The sequence below is a fragment of the Delftia sp. ZNC0008 genome (assembly GCF_000799035.1).
In the GTDB taxonomy this organism is placed as follows: domain Bacteria; phylum Pseudomonadota; class Gammaproteobacteria; order Burkholderiales; family Burkholderiaceae_C; genus Comamonas; species Comamonas tsuruhatensis.
In genome coordinates this window covers 1-19866 of record NZ_JTKZ01000149.1, presented here as the reverse complement: position 1 = coordinate 19866, position 19866 = coordinate 1, and the positions used below count along the sequence as shown (strand labels likewise).

Below are 19866 nucleotides of genomic sequence, written 5' to 3'. Positions count from 1 at the left end.
CCGCGTCGCGTACCTCGATCCAGGGGCTTCCCTTGGAGGCGTTCTCCAGCAGGTCGCACAGCACCTGGCGGGATTGGGGCGACAGCAGCACCGGCGGCGACTGCGTGCCCCAGGTCTCGCGCAGTATGCGCAGCAGGTGGGCCACGTCGGCCTGGACGCCGGGCTCCTCGTGAAGATAAAGCTGCACGCCCGCCAGACGGCGGGCCTGGTTCCAGAGCGGCCTATAGCCGAGGGTCAGAGAGCTCAGGACGGACTGGACCATGGATGCATGCGCGGGCAGTTATCAGTTGATGAAGTTGAACAGTGACAGTTTCTGGATCGAGGCGTAGGACTGCAAGGCCGCCTGCATGCCCACCTTCTGCATGTCCACATCGGAGAGGGCCTTGATCATATCGATGTCTTCGGCCCGCGAGCGCGCTGCTTCCTGCTGGTCCGCCTGGTTCTTCATGTCGTCTTCGAGGCGGTCGGCGCGGTTGAGCTGGTCGCCGGCGAAGCTGCGCATGGCCTGGACGCGGCTCATGCCGGCGTCGAGTTCGTTGAGGCCGCGGCCCAGCGCCTGCTGCATGGCGCCGGCATCGGTGGCGCCGTTCTTCACGCCCGCGATCACGTTGTCCAGCACGCTGAACAGGTCGGTGCGCTGGCTGGGGCCCAGCGTGAAGCTGTCGCCCGTGGCCAGGTTGCCCGAGATCTTCATCGACATGCCGCCCACGGTGATGGTGTCTCCGGCCGTGTAGGGAACGGCCGGGCCGGTCGTGCCACCGGAGGTGACGGTGTAGCTCAGGGCGCCCGTCGTGGCGTCCTTGGTGAAATTCAGGGTGTAGCTGGCGCCCGTGATGGCGCTGGGGTCCGACACCGTGCCCAGGTCGGCATAGGCCGAGCTGCCCGTGGGCGACTGGCGCGTCACGGCGAACACGCCGTTGCCCGTGGGCACGTTCATCCAGGTCGCAAAGCCGTCCAGCGCCAGCGGCAGGCCGTTTTCGCTGCCCGTGGCCTGGCCCGGTTGCAGCTGGGAATTGGTGCCGGGGTTGCCGTTGGTGAGAGGGTCTTCCTTGCTGCCCAGTCCGCGGAAGATGGGCAGGCCGTTGGAGTCCTTGGCATTGGCGTAGCTCAGCACCTGGTTGCGTATGCTTTCGAGCTGCTGCACCAGCGCATCGCGCGCCTTCTGGTCATAGGAGCCGTTGCCGGACTGCAGGATCAGGTCGCGGAAGTCCTTGAGCGCGTCGTGGGCGGTGCCCAGCTTGGATTCGCCCTGGGCCATCACATCGCGCTGCAGGCCCAGCACACGCTGGTCGTTTTCCGAGCGGGAGATGCGCGTGAGCGCGCGCTCGGCCTGGGCGGCGGCCACGGGGTCGTCGCTGGCGCGCACCACGCGCTTGCCGGAAGTGGTCTTTTCCATCAGGTCCACCAGACTCGTGTTGCGCGAGTTCAGGTTGTTGATGGTGCTTTCGTACATGTTGGCCGTGCCAATGCGGGAGATGCTCATGGTGGAATGCTCCTGTCCTGTGATCAGCGGCCCACGGTCTGCAGAACGCTGTCGAAAATGCTTTGCGCGACCTGCAGCATCTTGGCCGAGGCCTGGTAGGACTGCTGGTACTGCAGCAGCTTGGCGGCCTCTTCGTCGAGGTTCACGCCCGAGACGGCCGTGCGGTCCGCTTCCAGGTTCTTGGCGATGGTCTCGGACAGCTTGGCCGCGTACTGCGCGCTCTGTGTGCGGGTGCCCACCTGGGCCATGGCGGTGGAAAAGCCGTCGCTCAGCGTGGTCGAGCCATCGAAGAGCTTGCTGTCGCGCAGCGCCAGGAAGGAGCTGGCATTGCCGGCATCGCGCTGGTAGGCCGTGCCGTATTGCGGATCGGTGGCCTTGCCCAGCGTGACCTTGTCGCTGTTGGTTCCGTTGATGGCGGGCGTGCCGGTGATCTTGACCTGCAGGCCCGGCGCCAGCTGGATGGCCTGGCCGGAGGTGTACAGGCCCGTGGCCGGGATGCCGCCTGCCGGTGCCGGGGTGATGGTGTACTCCAGCTGTCCGGCGCCGTTCTTGCTGAACGACACCTCGGCGCCGGCAAAGGTCGACAGGTCGAAGCCCGCGCTGACCTGGATGCCGCCCATCTGCAGCGTGGCGTCGCCCAGGGACTTGATGCTGGCGGCCACGGGGTTGGCCACGGCCAGGTCGTTGGGCGAGTGCACGGCGGCCTGGATGTCGTGGGCGCCTGCCGCCATGGGGCGGAACAGGATGGAGTTGCCCTGCACGCCTTCGGCCTTGAGGTCGAAGCGCAGGCCGTCGATCTCTTTGGAGCTCAGGTCGGCCATGTCGGTGAAGTCCGTGACCTTGCCGTCGGACAGGCGGATGACCTTGCCCGCTGGGGCCGTGCTGCCGAAGACGACCTGGTAGTCGGAGGCCTTGAGCTGGCTGGCATCGACCACCGTGGTTGTCGGCGTGGTGGCACCTGTCCACTGGGCGCCCGTGGTCGAGCCGTTGCTGACCATGGACAGCTTGAACAGATTGCTGCCGCTTTGTCCCGACAGCGTCAGGCCGAGGTTGTTTTGCTGGTTCAGCGTGTCGCCGATGGCCAGTGCCATGCGGCCCAGCAGGTTGCGGCCCTCGGTCAGGTCGCTGCCCTGGAACTGCAGCAGGCCGGCGATCTCGCCGCCACCCAGCATGGAGGGCGTCAGCTCCACGCTCTGGCCGCCGGGCTGCTGGAAGTACAGGGCCATCTTGCCGCTGCCCGGAAACTCCGTGGCCTCCTTGAGCGTGAGCTGGGCCGAACTGGAGCCCAGCACCAGCGGCTGGCTGCCGCCCACGAACAGGCTGATGGTGCCGTCGTCCGCGGGGATCTGGCTGGTCTGCACATACTTGTTGATATTGCGCACCAGCTGGTCGCGCTGGTCCAGCAGGTCGTTGGGCGTCTGGCCCGAGGCGATGGAGCGGCTGATCTGCGCATTGAGCGTGGCCACCTGGCCAGCCAGGCTGTTGACCACGGTCACATCGTTGCCCATCTGCTGCTTGGCGCTGTAGTCCAGCTCGTCGAGCTGGGCCGATGCCGAGCGAAAGCGCGCCGCCAGCTCGTTCATGCGCGTGAGCGCCACCTGGCGTGCCGACGGGTCGGTGGGCGCGCCGGCCACATCGCCGAACGAATTCATCATGTCCGTGATGGCCGCGCCCAGGCCGGTCTTGCCGCCGCTGAACACTTCCTGCATCTGCGCCAGCGAGGTGGCGCGCGCCGAATCGGCCGCCGACACGGCGCTGGCCGTGGCCGCCTGGCGGTTCAGCAAATCGTTGAAGTTGCGCAGGATGGTGTTCACATCCACGCCATTGCCGATGTAGCCGCTGCCCATGTTCTGGCCCGGCGAGGTCTGGAAGGCCACGCTCTGGCGCGAGTAGCCGGCCGTGTTGACGTTGGCGATGTTGTGGCCGGTGGTCTGCAGGGCGATCTGATTCGCCATCAGGGCGCGGGATCCGACGTTCAAAAGGCTCATGGCGTGTTCTCGGTTTAGGCTTGTGCGCGTGCCGCGCTCTGAACGGCGCTCTGGATGGCGCGGCTGAGCTTGCTGGCGTATTCGGGATCGGTGGCGTAGCCGGCTTTCTGCAGCTCGGTCGCATAGGCCAGGGCCGAGTCGGTCTTGCCCATGGCTTTCTCGTAGCGCGGATTGCTGGTGATCAGCCGCGCATAGTCGCGGAAGGACTCCTCGTAGGAGCCGTAGGCGCGGAACTTGGCCGTGACCTTGCGCGCCACGCCGTCGATGTATTCGGTGGTCGTGACCTCGGCGACCTTGCCCGTCCAGCCCTTGCCGGCCTTGATGCCGAAGAGGTTGTGGGCATTGCTGCCATCGGCGTTCTTGATCTCGCTCTTGCCCCAGCCGGTCTCGTGGCCGGCCTGGCCCAGCATGAAGGCGGCCGGAATGCCGCTTTCCTGCGCCACGCGCGCCGCGGCGTCGCCATGGTGGGCCACGAAGTTGTCGCGGCCCTTGGGCGCGGGTGCGTAGGCGTTGACGGACTGGGCCGCGCTGCTGCGGCTGCCGCTCCAGGCGCCGATGGCAGCGGTGCCGCCAGCGGCGCCATTGGCATTGGTGGCCGTGCTGCGCCAGGCGATGCGGCTCATGCTCAGCGTGGAGGGCACGGAGATCTCGGCATCCTCGGCGGCTTCCGAGCCCATGGTGCGGGCCAGCTGGCGCGTGATGGCATCCGACAGTCCGCCGGGCTGGCCCGACATGGCCACCGACAGCTGCTGGTCCAGCATGTCGGTGCTGAGGTTGCCCTGTGCGCTGTCGAGCAGGCCGGACTTCATGGTCGCCTCGCGCATGCTCTTGATCATCTCGCGCATGAACAGCGATTCCAGCTGTTTGGCGGTTTCCTTCGCGGCCTGCGGGCTGTTCTCGCCGGCCGCGAAATTGAGTGCGTTGAGGGACCGGGCGTCGGCCGCCAGCGCATTGCTGGCCGCAGTCTGCGATCCATTGGGAAGTGCGATGCTCATATCACCTCCAGTTCGGCGTTGAGAGCGCCTGCGGCCTTGATGGCCTGCAGGATGGCCAGCAGGTCCTGGGGCGTGGCGCCCAGCGTGTTGAGTGCGCGCACCACGTCGGTGAGCTGCGGGGAGCCGGGCATGTTGATGATGTTGCCGGGCTCCTGCTTGATCTGGATATCGGACTTCTGGGCCACCACGGTCTGGCCCTGCGAGAAGGCGCCGGGCTGGCTGATCACCGGCGTGGTGCTGATGGTGATGGCCAGGTTGCCGTGGGCGATGGCGCAGGGGCCCAGGGTCACGGCCTGGTTGAGCACGATGGAGCCCGTGCGTGCGTTGATCACGACCTTGGCCGAGGGCTTGGAGGTCTCGATCGGCATCTCCTGGATCTCGGCAATCATGCGCACGCGCGATCCCGGGTCCTGGGGCGCGGATACGCGCACGGTGCGCCCGTCCAGCGCCTGCGCCACGCCCTGGCCCATGCGCTGGTTGATGGCGCGCACCACCTTGTCGGCGGTCTGGAAATCGGTGGCGTTCAGGCCCAGCGTGATGCTGTCGCCTTCGTTGATGGGGGTGGGAACTGCGCGTTCGACCTGGGCGCCCTGCGGCACGCGGCCTGCGCTCAGGTGGTTGATCTGTACCTTGGAGCCGCCGGCCGAGGCGCCGGCGCCGCCGACCACGAGGTTGCCCTGGGCCAGCGCGTAGATCTCGCCGTCGGCACCGCGCAGCGGCGTGGTCACCAGGGTGCCGCCCTTGAGCGACTTGGCATTGCCCACGGAGGAGACGACCACGTCGATGGTCTGGCCTGGCTGGGCAAAGGCCGGCAGCTCGGCGGTGACGATCACGGCCGCCACGTTCTTGAGCTGCAGCTGGCCCGCGTTGCCTGTGGCGGGCAGCGAGATGCCCATCTGCTCCAGGTAGTTGGCCAGGGCCTGCTTGGTGTAGGGCATCTGGGTGGTCTGGTCGCCCGTGCCGTCGAGGCCGACCACCAGACCGTAGCCGGTCAACTGGTTGCTGCGCACGCCCTGGATGGCAGCGACCTCCTTGATGCGTGTTGCATGCGCCGGCAGGGTCAGCATGCTGGCGCCGAGGGCGGCTGCAACCCAGAAGGGGCGCTGCGCTTGGCGCAATGTCAGGAGCATGGACAGTACTTTCATGCTGTCCATTCTCCGGAGAATCAGAACGGCATAACGTTCAAAAAGAACCGGGACAACCAGCCAATTGACTGCGCTTCCCCGGCCTGCCCGCGGCTGCGCGATTCCACGCGCACGTTGGCCACCTGGGTCGATGCGACCAGGCTGCCGGGCTGCATGGTGCGCGGGTCCACCGTGCCCGTGAAGCGCAGCACATCCACGTTGTGGTTCACGCCGATCTGCTTTTCTCCGGCGATCACCAGATGGCCGTTGGGCAGCACATCGACCACCGTCGTGCTGATGGCGCCCGTGAACGTGTTGTCGCTGGACGTCGAGCCCGAGCCCGTGTAGTCGTTGTTGTTGTTGAAGCCGATGTTGGAGCGGTCCTTGAGATTGGCCAGCGCATTGCCCGAAAACAGCGGCAGCGCCGAAATCCCGGCCGTGGTCTTGTTGGACCGCTTGAGGCCCGAATCCGACTTCTGGCTGGCCGTCACACGCTCCACGATCTGCACCGTCACAAGGTCCCCCACCAGGCGCGCACGCCGGTTCTCGAAACCGGGCCGGTAGCTGGCCGCGTTGAACAGGCTGCCCGTGGGGCTGCCCGCCACCGGGGCGGGCTGCGGCAGCACCGGCGGCGCCGTGGACGGCATGTCCACCGGTGGCGGGTCATTGAGCGTCGTGCAGCCCGACAGGACTGCCGCCAGCGCCAGGCACGTGCCCGTCGCGGAAAGGGAGAAGGTTCGTTGGGTCATGGCGATGTTCCCGGTGTTTCAGTGATCCATGCTTCGCATGAACCTGGCGAGCCATAGGCATGTGGCGCGACCCCAGAGTCCGGCGCGGCCCAGGTCAGGGACGCCGAGCAAGGGCCGCCCCGCAGCGAGGGCGTCGTCCCCCTCCCTCGCGAAGCGAGTAGAGAGGGGGAAGCGGCGAAGCCGCTCAGGGGGAGAGATCAATTACAACTGCGCCAGCTTGGCCAGCATCTGGTCCGACGTCTGGATGGCCTTGGAATTCATTTCATAGGCGCGCTGGGTCTGGATCATGGTCACCAGCTCCTGCACCACGTTCACGTTCGAGCCTTCCAGGTAGCCCTGCTTGATCATGCCCATGCCGTTGACACCGGGCTGGCCCTGCTGGGGCTGGCCCGAGGAAGCGGTTTCCGTGAACAGGTTCTGGCCGCGCGGCTCCAGGCCGGCCGGATTGATGAACTGGCTCATCGCGATGTTGCCCACCTGCTGGGGCGCGGCCTGGCCGGCCATGGTCACGCTGACCACGCCCTCGGGGCTGATAGACACCTTGGTCGCGCCCTGGGGAATGGTGACGCCGTTGGCGATGGGCATGCCGCTGGCAGTCACCAGCTGGCCCTGGGCATCGACCTGGAAGGAGCCGTCGCGGGTATAGGCCGTGGTGCCGTCGGGCATGTTGACCTGGAAGAAGCCGTTGCCGTCGATGGCCACGTCCAGCGCATTGTTGGACTGCTGCAGGGCGCCCTGCAGGAAATTGCGCGAGGTGGCCACCGTGCGCACGCCCAGGCCCAGGTGCAGACCCGTGGGCAGCTGGTTCTGCTCGGTGGTCTGGGCGCCCGACTGGCGCAGGTTCTGGTAGATCAGATCCTCGAACACCGCGCTGGCGCGCTTGTAGCCCGTGGTCGAGACGTTGGCCAGGTTGTGGGAGATCACGTCCAGCTGGGTCTGCTGGGCTTCCATGCCGGTCTTGGAGATGAACAGCGAATTGATCATGGCGTTTTCCTTTTCAGTGCTTTCAGCCGTTCATGCTCAAGAGTTGGCTGGCCGTCTTGTCATTGGTTTCTGCGGTCTGCAGCAGGCGCATCTGGGTCTCGAACTGGCGGGCGGCGGCAATCATGCCGACCATGGTCTCCACCGAATTCACGTTCGAGCCTTCGATGGCGCCCGACAGCAGGCGGGCGTTCTCGTCGTTGGGCAGCGGCTCGCCGTTGCCCGTGCGGAACAGGCCGTCGTTGCCGCGCACCAGCGCAGCGTCCTCGGCCGGCGTGGCCAGCTTGACGCGGCCCACGGCCACGGGCAGCTGGTTGCCGGTCTTGGCGGTCAGCGTGCCGTCGGAGCCCAGGGAAATCGTGGACTCGGGCGGAATGTCGATGGGGCCGCCGCCGTCCGACAGCACGGCCTGGCCGTTGCTGTTGACCAGCTGGCCCTCGGGGGAAACCTCGAACACGCCGTTGCGTGTGTAGGCTTCCTGGCCGTCCAGGCCCTGGACGGCGAACCAGGCGCGGCCCATGGCCATGGCGTCCAGTGCGCGGCCCGTGCGCTGGGTGGGGCCGGGCGTGTCCACGTAGCCGGAGGTCGCCTCCAGCGCGAACACGCGCGTGCCCGCGCCGCTGCCCTGCAGGGGCACGGAGCGGAAGGTGGACATTTCGGCCCGAAAGCCATTGGTGCCGGCATTGGCCAGGTTGTGGGCCAGCACGGACTGACGCTGCGCCGCTGCGTTGGCGCCCGTCATGGAGGTGTAGATGATGCGGTCCATGCCGGCTCTCCTGACTCAGTTCTTGGCTATCAGCGCAGGTTCACCAGGGTCGAGAAGACCTGGTCCTGGGTCTTGATGGTCTGGGCATTGGCCTGGTAGGCGCGCTGCGCGGTCATCATGTTCACCAGCTCGGCGGTCAGGTCCACGTTGGAGTCCTCCAGCGCGCCCGAACGCAGCGAGCCGAAGGTGCCCGACTCGGCCGTGCCGTTCAGCGCCGGGCCCGAATCGGCGGTCTCCACCCACTTGTTGTCGCCCACGGCACCCAGTCCCTGGGTATTGGTGAAGGCGGCCAGGGCGAGTTGGCCTTCGGTGCGCGTCACACCGTTGGAGTAGGTGGCCACGATGGAGCCATCGTTGCCGACGTTGATGCCGGTGAGCGCGCCAGCGGTATAGCCGTCCTGCTTGAGGCTGCTGACCGCGAACTTGGTGCCGAACTGGGAGACATTGGAAAAGTCCAGCGTCACACTGACGGAGCCCGGGGTTGGCGAATTGGGATTGTTGGTCTGGATGGAGGCAACCGCAGGGCTGGGAGCGACTGTCTTGAGCTTGCCTGCAGCGTCAAAGGTCAGTGTTGCCAGCAAGGTCGCTGTCTTGGGCGGGTTTGCCGTAGGGTCATCAAGGCCGTCATAGACCTTCCAGGTATTGGCGGTCGCGTCCTTCTCGAAGTACATCTGCACAGGTGTGGCCACGCCTTGGCTGTCATAGACATTGACCGATGTGCCATAGGTGGCGCGAGGAGTGGCCGGGATCGGTGGCGTTTTGGTGGCATCGCCTGCAGCCACGGTGGCACGGGCATCGAGGTTGAGATTCACGTCGATCTTGGTCGTGGTCTTGGCCGCGATCGGCTGGCCCGAGGGGAAGACCATGGGCACGGGCTGGCCGCCGGCCAGCACCTTTCCCGTGGTGGCGTCCACGGGGTAGCCCATGACGTTGTCGCCCTGCACGGTCTTGAGGTTGCCCTGCTTGTCCAGGCCGAAGTTGCCGGCGCGCGTATAGGCCGTGCTGCCGTCGGGCTGGCGCACGACGAAGAAGCCGTTGCCGTTGATGGCCACGTCCAGGTTGTTGCCCGTGGTGGTGATCGGACCCTGGCGGAACTGCTGGGTCACGGCGGCCACATTGACGCCGATGCCGCTGTTCTGGCCGCTGGCCGAGCCGACGGCGCTGGCCACGGCCTCGGCGAACTCGGCGCGCGAGGACTTGAAGCCCGTGGTGTTGGCGTTGGCGATGTTGTGGCCGATCACGTCCAGGTTCTTGCTGGCGGCGTTCAGACCCGAGAGGCCTTGTTGGAATCCCATGGTGTGCTCCTGCGATGGTTTGGGGTGTTTGGTGCGGTGTTCAGTACACGGCCTTGACGGAGGTGTAGGCGACGTTGGTGCCGTCGTCCAGCTCCAGCGTCAGCTTGCCGTCGGTGGTGCCCGTGGCAAGCACCGCGTGGGGCGACAGCGTGGTCGAGGCCACGGCCTTGTCGGCATTCGTGGCCTGCACCGTGTAGCGCAGCTGGCTGGCATCGCCCGTGTACTTGCTGCCGTCCCAGGTGAAGTAGTTGCGGCCCGCAGTGCCGCTGCCCAGCTCGACGGTGTCCACCAGCTCGCCGCCGGCCGTGGTGATCTGCACCTTGACATCGGCGGCCGGGCCTTCGAGGTCGAAGGCCGCCGTATAGGACTTTTCCTTGCCCACGCCCAGGGTGTTGCCCTCGGTCAGCACGGTGCGGCCGATCATCTGCGTGCCCTGCAGCACCTGCATGGCCGTGAACTGGCCGGCCATGCTTTCCATGGTCTTGTTCAACTGCTGGATGCCGGTGACGGTGTTGATCTGCGCCATCTGCGAGGTCATCTGCGCGTTGTCCATGGGATTCATGGGATCCTGGTTGTTCAACTGCGCGACCAGCAGCTTCAGGAAGCGGTCCTGCGCTGCTGCGGGGTCGGTGTTCGAATTGCTCGTGGTGTTCTTGCTGTTGAGGTCGGCCGTGCTGGCTACGCTGCCTGCGCCATAGATCATGGGAGTGGCTCCTGGAATGTGGTGCGGACGGGGCTCACTGGCCCATCTGCAGGGTTTTGAGCAGCAGCGACTTGGTCGTGTTCATGACCTCGACGTTGTTCTGGTAGGAGCGCGAGGCCGAGATCATGTTGACCATCTCGTCCACGGCGCTGACGTTGGAATGCGTCACATAGCCTTCGGCATCGGCCAGCGGGTGCTGGGGATCGTGGATGCGGCGGCCCGGCGTGTTGTCCTGGCTGATGGCGCTGACGCGCACGCCCGAGGAGCCTTCCTCGCCCATGGGCACGGTCTGGAAGACCACCTGGCGCGCCTGGTAGGCCTTGCCGTCGGGGCCGGCCACGGCATCGACGTTGGCCAGGTTCGAGGCCACGACGTTCAGGCGCTGGGACTGGGCGCTGACGGCACTGCCGGAGATGCTGAAGATGGAGAACATGGACATGGGAAAGCTCCTGTGGTCTGTGGCGCCGGCTTACTGGCCCTGGATGGCCGACAGCATGGTCTTGGCCTGGCCGTTCAGAAAGCGCAGCGTGGCTTCGTAGCGCACGGCGTTGTCGACGAAGTTGGCGCGTTCGCGGTCCAGGTCCACGGTGTTGTTGTCCATGTTGGTCTGGGCCTGCACCGAGTAGCCGAGATGGCTTTGCGCGCTCTGCCCCGAGGCGGCGGCAGGCAGCGGAATGTGGCCGCCCTGGCTGACGCTGGCCAGCGTCATGGGCGAGGGGCCGGAGGTGACGGCCGTCAGCGCCTCGCGGAAATTGAAGTCGCGTGCCACATAGCCCGGGGTGTCGGCATTGGCGATGTTGCTGGCGATTGCACGCTGGCGCTCGGCGCGCAGCACCAGCGCCTTGCTCTGGAAGTCCAGTCGTTCAGTCATCTTGTCGAGCATGTCGGCCTCGCCCTCTGGGATTTGCGGTGATCGGTTGACGAAATGGCGGCAGCCCACGGACTGCGGCATGCGTCGATTATGGAAATCGGGCCCGAACGCTAAAGCGCAAAGAAAGCGCGTTTGCCTGCGCAGTTCGGCGCTTCGGAAAACGGCGCCCGCCCTATATTTGCTGGCATCGCTCCATGTATCCCGCCCATCCTGACGGGTGCCGGAGCAAGTCAGGAGCCCCAGCCATGTCGAACTTCAGCACCGCCCATCCGCCTTCCGCCGCCCGAGCCTTCGCCCGCGCCGCCGCATGCGCTGCGCTCGCCGCTGGAGCATCGCTGGCAGGCAGCGCGTTCGCGCAGAACGCGCCCGATGGCGCGGCCCAGCTCAGCCAGATCGGCCAGCGCTTTGCCGACGAGGCCCTGCAGCAGGGCATGGCCGGTGCGGGCGCCCTGCCCCTGCGCATGGAAGTGCAGATGGGCCAGCTCGATCCCCGCCTGCGCCTGGCCGCCTGCGCCAAGGTCGAGCCCTATTTGCCCGCAGGCTCGCGCCTGTGGGGCCGTACCCGCCTGGGCCTGCGCTGCCTGCAGGGCGCCGTGGCCTGGAATGTGTTCCTGCCCCTCACGGTCAAGGCCTGGGGGCCTGCCTGGGTGCTGCAAAACGGCGTGCCTTCGGGCCGCCCGCTGTCGGCCGACGACGCCGTCCAGGCCGAGGTGGACTGGGCCGAGGATTCGGCCGCCGTCTACGCCAACCAGCAGGACTGGGTGGGCCTGGTGGCTTCCCGCCCGCTGGCCGCAGGCCAGACACTGCGCCAGAACATGCTGCGCACGCCGGCGCTGTTCGCGGTGGGTGCCGAAGTGCGTGTTCTGGTCAATGGTGGTGGTTTTTCCGTCACATCGTCGGGCAAGGCCATGTCTGCCGCCGGCGAAGGCCAGACCGTGCGGGTTCGCATGGATAATGGCCGGCTCATCTCCGGGGTGGTGAATCCCGAGGGCGTGGTGCTGGTGCAGTAAAAAAACCTCAAGTTTTGTTCCAGGCAGTCGAAAGCTAGGCACAGCGCCTTACGCCGCCAGGGCGATTGGAGAATCAAGATGAAGATAGGTCAAAAACCGGAACTGCCCGCCGCTGCCTCCCAGGCCGCCGCCAAGCAGCCCAAGACAGCCAGCGCCATTGCCAGCGAGGAATCCTCCGCACAGGCCCAGCCTGCCAAGGCGGCCGGTGTTCCCGTGTCGTTCTCGAACTCGGCCCGCGCACTGGACCAAACTGGTCGTGCCACCGCCGACTTCGATGCCAACCGCGTCAAGGAAATCCGCGAAGCCATTGCCAACGGCACCTTCCGCGTGAACGCCGACGCCGTGGCCGACAAGCTGCTGGCCAACTCCGAGGAATTCCTCTCGCACTCGCGCGTCTGAGCGCGGGTTCGGTTCTTTCTCGGTTTTTTCCTTCCGGCGCGAGCACGCGCTTTCTTTTTTCAGCAAGGCCTGTCCCATGACTCTCAGCGAGATGCTCGATTCCCTGGACGCGGTGGTCCGGATGGTGTCCGCCTCGCTGCAATCGAAGGATGCGGTCGCGCTGGAGCAGTCCAGCACCCGGCTGCGCGATGCCATGGCGGCGTTTTCCGAACTGGCCCGCCGCTTCAGCGCGGCCGACTGGACGCAGGAGCTGCGCGAGCGCGCCCAGGCACTGGGCGAGCAGATGGCCATGCAGCGCGACCAGCTGGCGCGCATGGCGGTGGTGGCCCAGCACCAGGCGGCGGCGCTGATTCCCCAGGCTTCGGACCAGGCCACGTATGGACGTGACCTGTATGGACACCCTCACGCCGGACCGGGCAAGGCGCGCATCTACCACTCGGCCAGCTGAAGCAGCCTCCGTCTTCCTTTTTCCTGTCCTGATCAACCCTCCGGCACGCGTGCCCGAGGGTTTTGTCTTTTCCGGGGTGGCGTCGGCGTGACGCGCCTGCCGGCCGGTGCAGGCAGGGCTGCGCATCGGCAGGCGACCCTCCATGCGCGGGAGGAGGTCACGCTTGCTGAAAAAGACGGGGGCTTTGGGCCGTGCGGTGACGGGCGGCCAGGAATGGGGAGGGTGGGCAAAGGCCCGGTTCGGCGAAAGCGGAACAACGCCTTGAAGAAGGCCGGATCCTGCGCGTGCCGGAAAGACGCAGCCATGCGATGGTGCGCGCAAATGCTGTTCGGTCTGCGGTCTGCGGTCTGCGGTCTGGGTGGGCAAAGAGGGTCCGGCCGGGGCCGGACGTCCTCAGACCTGCATGTTCATCACGTCGGTATAGGCCTGCACGAGCCGGTTGCGCACCTGCATCGTGGCCTGGAAGCCGATCTGTGCCTTTTGCATGGCGATCATGGTTTCTTCGAGGCTGACGGCCGGGTTCTCCAGCTGCACTTCACGCTGCAGCTGGCTGGAGTGGTTCTGGGCTGAACTGACGGACTGCAGCGCGCCTTGAAGGGCCTGGCTGAAGCCGCCAGCCGCCACTTTGGTCGATGCGTCGCCTGCGCCCACGCCTTTGGGGAGCTGGGTGCCGTACAGGGGAGAGGTGGTACTGGGGATGCGAAGGTCCATGACACATTCCATCGGAGTTAGCAAGATGACGAGATCGTAGGTCGGCAGGGTTTTCGCATCCGGGCAAATAGAAGGTCAAACGGCGCGCTTATCGGGCGAATGTGAAGCGGCGGACTTCGAATAATCGACAGCACGCTAGGGTCCTGTGTGTGCAGGGCTCGAACACCTGGAACCAAGATGTCTGCTGTCGCTGAAATCCCTGTCCCCCAAGCCACTCCCGTCCCCCAGCCTGCCCTGCAGCAGCGCTGGACGGCCATGGACCGTGGCCAGCGCCTGCGTTGGGGCGCGATCGCCGTGCTGCTGGTTGTCGCCGTGGGGGCGGCGGCCATGTTCTACCGCCAGCCGGACTACAAGGTGCTGTTCTCCAATCTGAGCGACAAGGATGGTGGCGCCATCGTCGCCCAGCTGTCGCAGATGAACGTGCCATACCGCTACACGGAAGGCGGCGGCGCCATCCTCATCCCGTCCGACCGCGTGCACGATGTGCGCCTGAAGCTGGCCACCCAGGGCCTGCCCAAGGGTTCGGTGACGGGCTTCGAGCTGATGGAAAACAGCAAGTTCGGCATCACCCAGTTCCAGGAACGCCTGAATTTCCAGCGCGGCCTCGAAGGCGAGCTGACGCGCTCCATCCAGGCCCTGGCCGCCGTGCAAAGCGCACGCGTGCATCTGGCCCTGCCCAATCAGAACGGCTTTTTCCGCGAGCAGCAAAAGCCTTCGGCCTCGGTGCTGCTGAGCCTGTACCCCGGCCGCGTGCTGGACCGCACGCAGATCGCGGGCATCGTGCACCTGGTGGCCTCCAGCGTGCCCGAGATGGCGCCCACGGCCGTGAGCATCCTCGACGATTCGGGCAAGCTGCTGTCGCAGTCGCCCGACGGCAACGCCAACGCCGTGGACATGCAGCAGCTGAACTACACCCAGCAGATCGAGCAGCAGTACGTGCGCCGCATCCTGGATATCCTGGAGCCTGTGGTCGGCAAGAACAATGTGAAGGCCCAGGTCTCGGCCGAGATGGATTTCAGCCAGACCGAATCGACCTCGGAGCAGCACCGCCCCAACCAGTCCTCCGACGCGGGCGTGGTGCGCAGCCAGCAGGTGGTGGAGAGCACGGGCGAGCAAAAGCCGCCCCAGCCCACCGGCATCCCCGGCGCCACCAGCAACCAGCCGCCCCAGAACGCGTCCGCGCCGGTCAATGGCGCCAATCCCGCACCCCAGGCGGCCGATGGACAGAACGCCGTGCGCTCTGCCAGCAAGCGCGAGTCCATCACCAACTACGAAGTGGACAAGACCGTGCGCCACACACGCGGCAGCACGGGCAGCATCAAGCGCCTGACGGCCGCCGTGGTTATCAATGCGCCCCTGGTGGCGGCCGCTGCGCCGAATGCAGCCGGTGGTGCCACCGATGCCGCCACCGTTGCCGCCGCAGCGCGCGGCCTGACGGCGGCGCAGCAGGCGCAACTGCTGACCCTGGTGCGCGAGACCGTGGGCTACAGCGCCGAGCGCGGTGACTCCGTCAACCTGGTCAGCACCCCCTTTGTGCAGGACGAAGCGCCGGCCGAGGTGCCGCTGTGGCGCCAGCCCGAAGTGCTGGATATGGCCCGCAGCCTGGGCGTGCCCATCGGCCTGGCCCTGTTCGGCGCCATCTTGCTGCTGGGCCTGGTGCGACCCATGCTCAAGGGCCGCAAGACGGCTGCCGTGGGCGGTCAGCTCAATGCCATCGAGGGCGAGCAGCTGGACCGTCCGGCGCTGGCCGGACCCGCTGTCGATCTGTCTCCCACACAGGAGCAGGTGCGCCTAGAGCAGGCGCGCCAACTGGCCAAGCAGAACCCGATCGCGGTGGCCAACATCGTCAAGACCTGGATCAACGGCGAGGCCACCTGAGCCTGCCAAACACGGATTGCTGAGATATGGACGAACGAGGCCTGAACGACGCCGCCATCTTGCTGGTCTCCCTGGGCGAGGAGGAAGCGGCCGAGGTGTTCAAGCACCTCACACCCAAGGAAGTGCAAAAGCTCGGCGAGACCATTGCGCACATGCGCGGCGTCTCGCGCGAGAAGGTGGACTTCGTCATCAACCGCTTTGCCGATGACGCGGCCGCGCAAAGCCTGCTGGTGGACGACGCCAGCGGCTATGTGCGCTCGGTGCTCAAGCGCGCCCTGGGCGACGACAAGGCCGCGCTGCTGATCGACCGCATCCTGCAGGGCGGCGATGTCTCCGGCATCGAAAGCCTGAAGTGGATGGACCCGCTGTCGGTGGCCGAACTGCTGCGCGGCGAGCATCCGCAGATCGTGGCTGCCATCCTGGTGCACCTGGAGCACGAGCAGGCTGCTGCCGTGCTGATGCAGCTGCCCGAACGCTTTCGCAGCGAAGTCATGCTGCGCGTGGCCACGCTGGAAGGCATTCAGCCGACCGCGCTCAAGGACCTCAACGAGGTGCTGTTCCAGGTGCTGGCCGGTGGCGACAAGATCCGCAAGACCTCGCTGGGCGGCGTCAAGACGGCGGCCGAGATGATCAACAACCTCGGCGGCAATGCCGACGTGGCCGTGCTGGACACCATCCGCAACTACGACCCGGACCTGGCCCAGAAGATCATGGACAAGATGTTCGTGTTCGACGACCTGGTCAAACTGGACGACCGCTCGGTGCAGCTGGTGCTGCGCGAAGTGGTGTCCGAGACGCTGATCATCGCGCTCAAGGGCGGTTCGATGGAAGTGCGCGACAAGATCCTGGCCAACATGTCCATGCGTGCGGCCGAGTCGCTGCGCGAGGACCTGGAAGGCCGCGGCCCGATGCGCCTGTCCGAAGTGGAAGCGCAGCAAAAGGAAATCCTGAAGGTGGTGCGCCGTCTGGCCGAAGAAGGCCAGATAACCATCGGCAGCGGCGCGGAGGACAGCTATGTCTAGTGGGATGAACTCGCGCTTCATTCCCTCCGAGGAGATTGACGAGCGCCAGGTGGTGCAGTGGCGCTTTGGTGCCGTGGACCACATGGGCGGCCTGCAAAGCCTGCCCGGCCTGCCGAACATTCAGGGCGCCCCCGATGCACAGGCTGCACCCGGTGGCGCCGGCATGGCGCGCACACCCGCTTCCTCGTCCGGCTTCCACAGCCTGTCGCTGCCCGGGCGCTCCGATGCGCCCCGGCTGGACGCCGATTCCATGGTGCTGGATGTCGACGCCGACGCGCCAGGCACGGCGGCATCCACCCCCGCCGTGGACGAGGAGCGGCTGCATGAATTGCTGGAGCAGGCACGCGCCGAAGGCCATGCCGAGGGCCTGGAGCAAGGCCGTCAGGAAGCCCGGCAGCAGTGGCAGCAGCACATGGATGACTATGTCTCCGGCACGGGCCGCGAGACGGCGCAGCGCGTGGATGCGCTGCTGTCCGGCCTGGACGCCGGCTTCAAGCAGCTGCAGGCGGATGCGGCGCTGGAATTGCTGAACCTGGCCTGCGACATCGCGCGCCAGGTGGTCCGCCAGGAGCTGCGCAGCCAGCCCCAGGCCCTGCTGCCCGTGGTGCGCGAGGCGCTGGACATGCTGGCCTCCGACGGCCGCGCCGCCACCGTGCGCCTGAACCCTGCCGACTTCGCCGTGCTGGACGAGGCGCTGCGCGCCGAGCATGGCGCCCAGTCCAAGGTGCAGTGGATCAGCGACGCTGGCGTGGCCCAGGGCGATGTGCGCGTGGAATCGGGCGGTGCCCAGGTCGATGCCGGCATGGACAAGCGCTGGCGCCGCGCCGTGGCCGCGCTGGGCCTGGTCTCCACCTGGTATGACGGAGAACGCGATGCCGGTTGATGCCTCCCTGGCCGATGCAGGCGAGCCCTGGCAGCAGCTGCTGTCCAATGCCCGCGCCCGCCTGCACAGCGACATTCCGCTGGAAACCCACGGTACGCTCACGCGCCTGACCGGCCTGGTGCTGGAGGCCACGGGCCTGCAGGTGCCGGTGGGCTCGCAGTGCTGGATACGCCAGGCAGGCCAGGACCCGGTGCTGGCCGAAGTCGTCGGCTTTGCCGGCGAGCGTGCGTTCCTGATGCCTGCGGGCGACATCCAGGGGCTGTCCAGCGGCGCCATCGTGACGCCGGCCGAACCCTTTGTCGCCCCGCTGCGCTTTGGCGACGGTCCTGAAGAGCCCGTGTCCATGGCGGCCGGCGTGCTGCGCCTGCCCATCGGCAGCGGCCTGCTGGGCCGTGTCGTGGATTCGCAGGGGCAGCCGCTGGACCATGGCGGGCCGCTGGCCGACGTCACGGCCGATCTGCTGGACCGCAACCCCATCAACGCCATGGACCGCGACCCGGTGCGCGAGACGCTGGACACCGGCGTGCGCTCGCTCAACGCCCTGCTCACCGTGGGCCGGGGCCAGCGGCTGGGCCTGTTCGCAGGCTCGGGCGTGGGCAAGTCCGTGCTGCTGGGCATGATGGCGCGCTACACCCAGGCGGACGTGATCGTCGTCGGCCTGATCGGTGAACGCGGCCGGGAGGTCAAGGAGTTCGTCGAGGACATCCTCGGCGCACAGGACCGCAGCCGCGCCGTGGTGGTGGCCGCGCCGGCCGATGCGCCGCCGCTGCTGCGCATGCAGGGTGCCGCCTACGCCACGGCCATTGCCGAGCATTTCCGCGACAAGGGCCAGCATGTGCTGCTGCTCATGGATTCGCTGACGCGCTATGCCATGGCCCAGCGCGAGATCGCGCTGGCCATTGGCGAGCCACCGGCCACCAAGGGCTATCCGCCGTCGTGTTTTGCCAAGCTGCCGGCCCTGGTCGAGCGCAGCGGCAACGGCCTCAACGGCGTGGGATCGATCACGGCTTTCTACACCGTGCTGTCCGAGGGCGACGACCAGCAGGACCCGATCGCCGATGCGGCACGCGCCATTCTGGACGGCCACGTCGTGCTGTCGCGGGCGCTGGCCGAGTCGGGCCACTACCCGGCCATCGACATCGAGCAATCGGCCTCGCGCGTGATGCACAACGTGGTCTCGCGCGAGCACTTCGAGCTGGCGCGGCGCTTTCGCGCTGTCTATTCGCGCTACCAGAAGGGCCGGGACCTGGTCCAGGTCGGCGCCTACATGGCGGGCTCGGACCCGCAGATGGACGAGGCGATACGGCTGCAGCCGGCCATGGCGGCCTTTCTGCAGCAAAGCATGTTCGAGTCGGCTTCCATGGACGAGAGCATCTCGGGCATGGCCGCCGCGCTCGGTGGTCAGTGATGCGGTGACGCGGCACTGAGATAACGCAACAGCGAACACAGGGAGGAAAACCCGGTATGTCGTCCTTGAATGCCTTGATGGTGGCCATCGATGCCGCGTCGCGCAAGCGTGACGAGGCGCGCCAGGCGGTGCAGGAGCGTCAGCGCTCGCAGCAGGCGGCGCAGGCGCAGATGGACCAGCTGCAGCACTACGTGCAGGAAATGCAGGCACGCTGGGGCGTGCAGCAGAACCAGTCCGTGCAGCCCGAAGTCATGTTCCACCAATACCAGTTCATGGACCGCCTGCAGCACGCCATCGGCCTGCAGACACGGGTGCTGGCCGACCTGGCCATCCGCCTGGAGGCCGCGCAAAAGGCCTTGATGGCCTGCGAGCTGCGGGTCAGCAGCCTGCGCAAGGTGGTCGAGGTGCGCCGCCGCGACCTGGCGCTGGGCCAGATGCGCCGCGAGCAAAAGGAAACCGACGAACGTGCGGCCATCCAGTTTTTCCGCCGCAGCTTCGGGCTGACATTCCAGGAGGCATGACGCATGTCCACCAACCAGATCGAACAGCGCGCCGACGCGCGCAGCGCCATGCAGCGCACCATGGAGGGCGTGCGTTCCGCGCGCGCGGCGCAGCCGCCGTCCAATGAGCAGGCCGCAGGCTTTTCCTCGCTGCTGGCCGCCATGGATGGCATTGGCGGACTGCCGGACCTGGGCCAGGTCCTCGGCGATGAAGGGGCCGGCGCGCTGGCCAACCTCAAGGGCGCAATTCAGGGCAGCCTGAAGGATCCGGCTGACCTGTCCGGCCTGGCGCAGGGGCTGCTGCAGACGCAATTGCCGCTGCAGCCCCAGGCGGAGACGGCCGATATGGCCACTTCCGCGCAGGCCGATGCCATGCTGCTGGCCGCCAACGGCCAGGCGCCCTGGCTCAGCCTGGTCGGGCAGACCGCCCACCTCGATGGCAAGGGCGACCGCGACATGCTGCAGGGCGTGGCGGGCGACTGGTTGTCTGGCCGGGGCAGTGCCGCCATGCTGGCCTTGCGCCAGGAGCAGGGCGTGGTGGCGCATGCCGCCTTCATGGCTCCGCAACCTGCAGCGGGCGATGCCGCAGGCGCGGCGCTGGCCGCGAACGCCAACACGGCGGCGCTGGCTGGCGCAGTCGATGCCGCTGCAG

Annotated in this window: 20 protein-coding genes and 2 pseudogenes; 9 read left to right on the top strand and 13 right to left on the bottom strand. The window is 67.0% G+C overall.

The features are described from left to right. From L995_RS05150 to flgB, 12 genes and pseudogenes are all read right to left on the bottom strand, one after another. Positions 1 to 262, bottom strand: a pseudogene (locus L995_RS05150) (HDOD domain-containing protein); the annotation flags it as partial. Between the two features lie 21 nt (positions 263 to 283). Next, positions 284 to 1483, bottom strand: coding sequence for a flagellar hook-associated protein FlgL (gene flgL, locus L995_RS05145; RefSeq protein WP_016454332.1), 1200 nt, complete (start codon positions 1481 to 1483; stop codon positions 284 to 286). A 23-nt stretch (positions 1484 to 1506) separates the two neighbouring features. Further along, positions 1507 to 3471, bottom strand: coding sequence for a flagellar hook-associated protein FlgK (flgK, locus tag L995_RS05140; protein ID WP_047469800.1), 1965 nt, complete (start codon positions 3469 to 3471; stop codon positions 1507 to 1509). Positions 3472 to 3485: 14 nt separating this feature from the next. Next, on the bottom strand, positions 3486 to 4466 hold the full coding sequence (flgJ, locus tag L995_RS05135) for a flagellar assembly peptidoglycan hydrolase FlgJ (RefSeq protein WP_047469798.1): 981 nt from the start codon (positions 4464 to 4466) through the stop codon (positions 3486 to 3488). Further along, positions 4463 to 5611: a flagellar basal body P-ring protein FlgI gene (locus L995_RS05130; protein WP_016449310.1), complete on the bottom strand. Its 1149-nt coding sequence runs from the start codon at positions 5609 to 5611 to the stop codon at positions 4463 to 4465. Before L995_RS05130 ends, flgJ begins: the two co-directional genes overlap by 4 nt. Before the next feature lie 20 nt (positions 5612 to 5631). Further along, on the bottom strand, positions 5632 to 6339 hold the full coding sequence (locus tag L995_RS05125; RefSeq protein ID WP_012202559.1) for a flagellar basal body L-ring protein FlgH: 708 nt from the start codon (positions 6337 to 6339) through the stop codon (positions 5632 to 5634). Between the two features lie 201 nt (positions 6340 to 6540). Beyond that, positions 6541 to 7323: a flagellar basal-body rod protein FlgG gene (flgG, locus tag L995_RS05120; protein ID WP_012202560.1), complete on the bottom strand. Its 783-nt coding sequence runs from the start codon at positions 7321 to 7323 to the stop codon at positions 6541 to 6543. A 22-nt stretch (positions 7324 to 7345) separates the two neighbouring features. Continuing rightward, positions 7346 to 8086, bottom strand: a complete 741-nt coding sequence (locus L995_RS05115; RefSeq protein WP_016449311.1) for a flagellar basal body rod protein FlgF — start codon at positions 8084 to 8086, stop codon at positions 7346 to 7348. Between the two features lie 29 nt (positions 8087 to 8115). Continuing rightward, positions 8116 to 9381 carry a flagellar hook protein FlgE gene (gene flgE / locus L995_RS05110; RefSeq protein ID WP_016449312.1) on the bottom strand — a complete coding sequence of 422 codons (1266 nt, stop codon included), beginning with the start codon at positions 9379 to 9381 and terminating at the stop codon, positions 8116 to 8118. Positions 9382 to 9421: 40 nt separating this feature from the next. After that, positions 9422 to 10084 (bottom strand): flagellar hook assembly protein FlgD, encoded by a 663-nt coding sequence (locus L995_RS05105; RefSeq protein WP_016449313.1) that lies wholly within the window; start codon positions 10082 to 10084, stop codon positions 9422 to 9424. 34 nt (positions 10085 to 10118) lie between these two features. After that, positions 10119 to 10523, bottom strand: a complete 405-nt coding sequence (gene flgC, locus L995_RS05100) for a flagellar basal body rod protein FlgC (protein ID WP_016449314.1) — start codon at positions 10521 to 10523, stop codon at positions 10119 to 10121. Positions 10524 to 10553: 30 nt separating this feature from the next. Beyond that, entirely contained in the window at positions 10554 to 10967 is a 414-nt protein-coding gene (gene flgB, locus L995_RS05095) for a flagellar basal body rod protein FlgB (protein WP_013800365.1), read from the bottom strand. 233 nt (positions 10968 to 11200) lie between these two features. On the opposite strand from flgB, the gene flgA reads away from it, so the two are divergent. From flgA to L995_RS05080, 3 genes are all read left to right on the top strand, one after another. Further along, positions 11201 to 11965, top strand: a complete 765-nt coding sequence (flgA, locus tag L995_RS05090) for a flagellar basal body P-ring formation chaperone FlgA (protein ID WP_047469793.1) — start codon at positions 11201 to 11203, stop codon at positions 11963 to 11965. Between the two features lie 78 nt (positions 11966 to 12043). Further along, on the top strand, positions 12044 to 12364 hold the full coding sequence (gene flgM, locus L995_RS05085) for a flagellar biosynthesis anti-sigma factor FlgM (protein WP_016449316.1): 321 nt from the start codon (positions 12044 to 12046) through the stop codon (positions 12362 to 12364). A gap of 76 nt (positions 12365 to 12440) precedes the next feature. Continuing rightward, the gene (locus tag L995_RS05080; RefSeq protein WP_016449317.1) at positions 12441 to 12812 is read left to right on the top strand and encodes a hypothetical protein; all 372 of its coding nucleotides are present in this window, start codon (positions 12441 to 12443) and stop codon (positions 12810 to 12812) included. Between the two features lie 393 nt (positions 12813 to 13205). Here L995_RS05080 and fliE read toward each other — a convergent pair whose 3' ends face one another. Continuing rightward, positions 13206 to 13523, bottom strand: a complete 318-nt coding sequence (fliE, locus tag L995_RS05075; protein ID WP_016449318.1) for a flagellar hook-basal body complex protein FliE — start codon at positions 13521 to 13523, stop codon at positions 13206 to 13208. A gap of 177 nt (positions 13524 to 13700) precedes the next feature. Between fliE and fliF the strand changes: the two genes are divergently transcribed. The 6 genes and pseudogenes from fliF to L995_RS05045 form a co-directional block, all read left to right on the top strand. After that, positions 13701 to 15401 (top strand): flagellar basal-body MS-ring/collar protein FliF, encoded by a 1701-nt coding sequence (gene fliF, locus L995_RS05070; protein ID WP_026062017.1) that lies wholly within the window; start codon positions 13701 to 13703, stop codon positions 15399 to 15401. Between the two features lie 26 nt (positions 15402 to 15427). Then, positions 15428 to 16423, top strand: coding sequence for a flagellar motor switch protein FliG (fliG, locus tag L995_RS05065; protein WP_012202571.1), 996 nt, complete (start codon positions 15428 to 15430; stop codon positions 16421 to 16423). After that, positions 16416 to 17306 carry a FliH/SctL family protein gene (locus L995_RS05060; RefSeq protein WP_047469789.1) on the top strand — a complete coding sequence of 297 codons (891 nt, stop codon included), beginning with the start codon at positions 16416 to 16418 and terminating at the stop codon, positions 17304 to 17306. The genes fliG and L995_RS05060 overlap by 8 nt, the downstream gene beginning before the upstream one ends. Then, positions 17296 to 18714 carry a flagellar protein export ATPase FliI gene (fliI, locus tag L995_RS05055; protein WP_047469786.1) on the top strand — a complete coding sequence of 473 codons (1419 nt, stop codon included), beginning with the start codon at positions 17296 to 17298 and terminating at the stop codon, positions 18712 to 18714. The genes L995_RS05060 and fliI overlap by 11 nt, the downstream gene beginning before the upstream one ends. 56 nt (positions 18715 to 18770) lie before the next feature. Continuing rightward, entirely contained in the window at positions 18771 to 19235 is a 465-nt protein-coding gene (fliJ, locus tag L995_RS05050) for a flagellar export protein FliJ (protein WP_016449322.1), read from the top strand. Between the two features lie 3 nt (positions 19236 to 19238). Next, positions 19239 to 19866: pseudogene (locus L995_RS05045) on the top strand (flagellar hook-length control protein FliK); the annotation flags it as partial.

Excerpts from the sequence above, each read along its gene's own strand:
- fliG (WP_012202571.1), top strand. The coding sequence starts at position 15,428 with ATGGACGAACGAGGCCTGAACGACGCCGCCATCTTGCTGGTCTCCCTG.
- fliE (WP_016449318.1), bottom strand. The coding sequence starts at position 13,523 with ATGGACCTTCGCATCCCCAGTACCACCTCTCCCCTGTACGGCACCCAG.
- fliJ (WP_016449322.1), top strand. The coding sequence starts at position 18,771 with ATGTCGTCCTTGAATGCCTTGATGGTGGCCATCGATGCCGCGTCGCGC.
- flgL (WP_016454332.1), bottom strand. The coding sequence starts at position 1,483 with ATGAGCATCTCCCGCATTGGCACGGCCAACATGTACGAAAGCACCATC.
- flgM (WP_016449316.1), top strand. The coding sequence starts at position 12,044 with ATGAAGATAGGTCAAAAACCGGAACTGCCCGCCGCTGCCTCCCAGGCC.
- flgK (WP_047469800.1), bottom strand. The coding sequence starts at position 3,471 with ATGAGCCTTTTGAACGTCGGATCCCGCGCCCTGATGGCGAATCAGATC.
- flgB (WP_013800365.1), bottom strand. The coding sequence starts at position 10,967 with ATGCTCGACAAGATGACTGAACGACTGGACTTCCAGAGCAAGGCGCTG.
- L995_RS05130 (WP_016449310.1), bottom strand. The coding sequence starts at position 5,611 with ATGAAAGTACTGTCCATGCTCCTGACATTGCGCCAAGCGCAGCGCCCC.
- fliI (WP_047469786.1), top strand. The coding sequence starts at position 17,296 with ATGCCGGTTGATGCCTCCCTGGCCGATGCAGGCGAGCCCTGGCAGCAG.
- L995_RS05125 (WP_012202559.1), bottom strand. The coding sequence starts at position 6,339 with ATGACCCAACGAACCTTCTCCCTTTCCGCGACGGGCACGTGCCTGGCG.
- L995_RS05080 (WP_016449317.1), top strand. The coding sequence starts at position 12,441 with ATGACTCTCAGCGAGATGCTCGATTCCCTGGACGCGGTGGTCCGGATG.
- flgG (WP_012202560.1), bottom strand. The coding sequence starts at position 7,323 with ATGATCAATTCGCTGTTCATCTCCAAGACCGGCATGGAAGCCCAGCAG.
- L995_RS05105 (WP_016449313.1), bottom strand. The coding sequence starts at position 10,084 with ATGATCTATGGCGCAGGCAGCGTAGCCAGCACGGCCGACCTCAACAGC.
- flgE (WP_016449312.1), bottom strand. The coding sequence starts at position 9,381 with ATGGGATTCCAACAAGGCCTCTCGGGTCTGAACGCCGCCAGCAAGAAC.
- flgC (WP_016449314.1), bottom strand. The coding sequence starts at position 10,523 with ATGTCCATGTTCTCCATCTTCAGCATCTCCGGCAGTGCCGTCAGCGCC.
- fliF (WP_026062017.1), top strand. The coding sequence starts at position 13,701 with ATGTCTGCTGTCGCTGAAATCCCTGTCCCCCAAGCCACTCCCGTCCCC.
- L995_RS05060 (WP_047469789.1), top strand. The coding sequence starts at position 16,416 with ATGTCTAGTGGGATGAACTCGCGCTTCATTCCCTCCGAGGAGATTGAC.
- flgA (WP_047469793.1), top strand. The coding sequence starts at position 11,201 with ATGTCGAACTTCAGCACCGCCCATCCGCCTTCCGCCGCCCGAGCCTTC.
- flgJ (WP_047469798.1), bottom strand. The coding sequence starts at position 4,466 with ATGAGCATCGCACTTCCCAATGGATCGCAGACTGCGGCCAGCAATGCG.
- L995_RS05115 (WP_016449311.1), bottom strand. The coding sequence starts at position 8,086 with ATGGACCGCATCATCTACACCTCCATGACGGGCGCCAACGCAGCGGCG.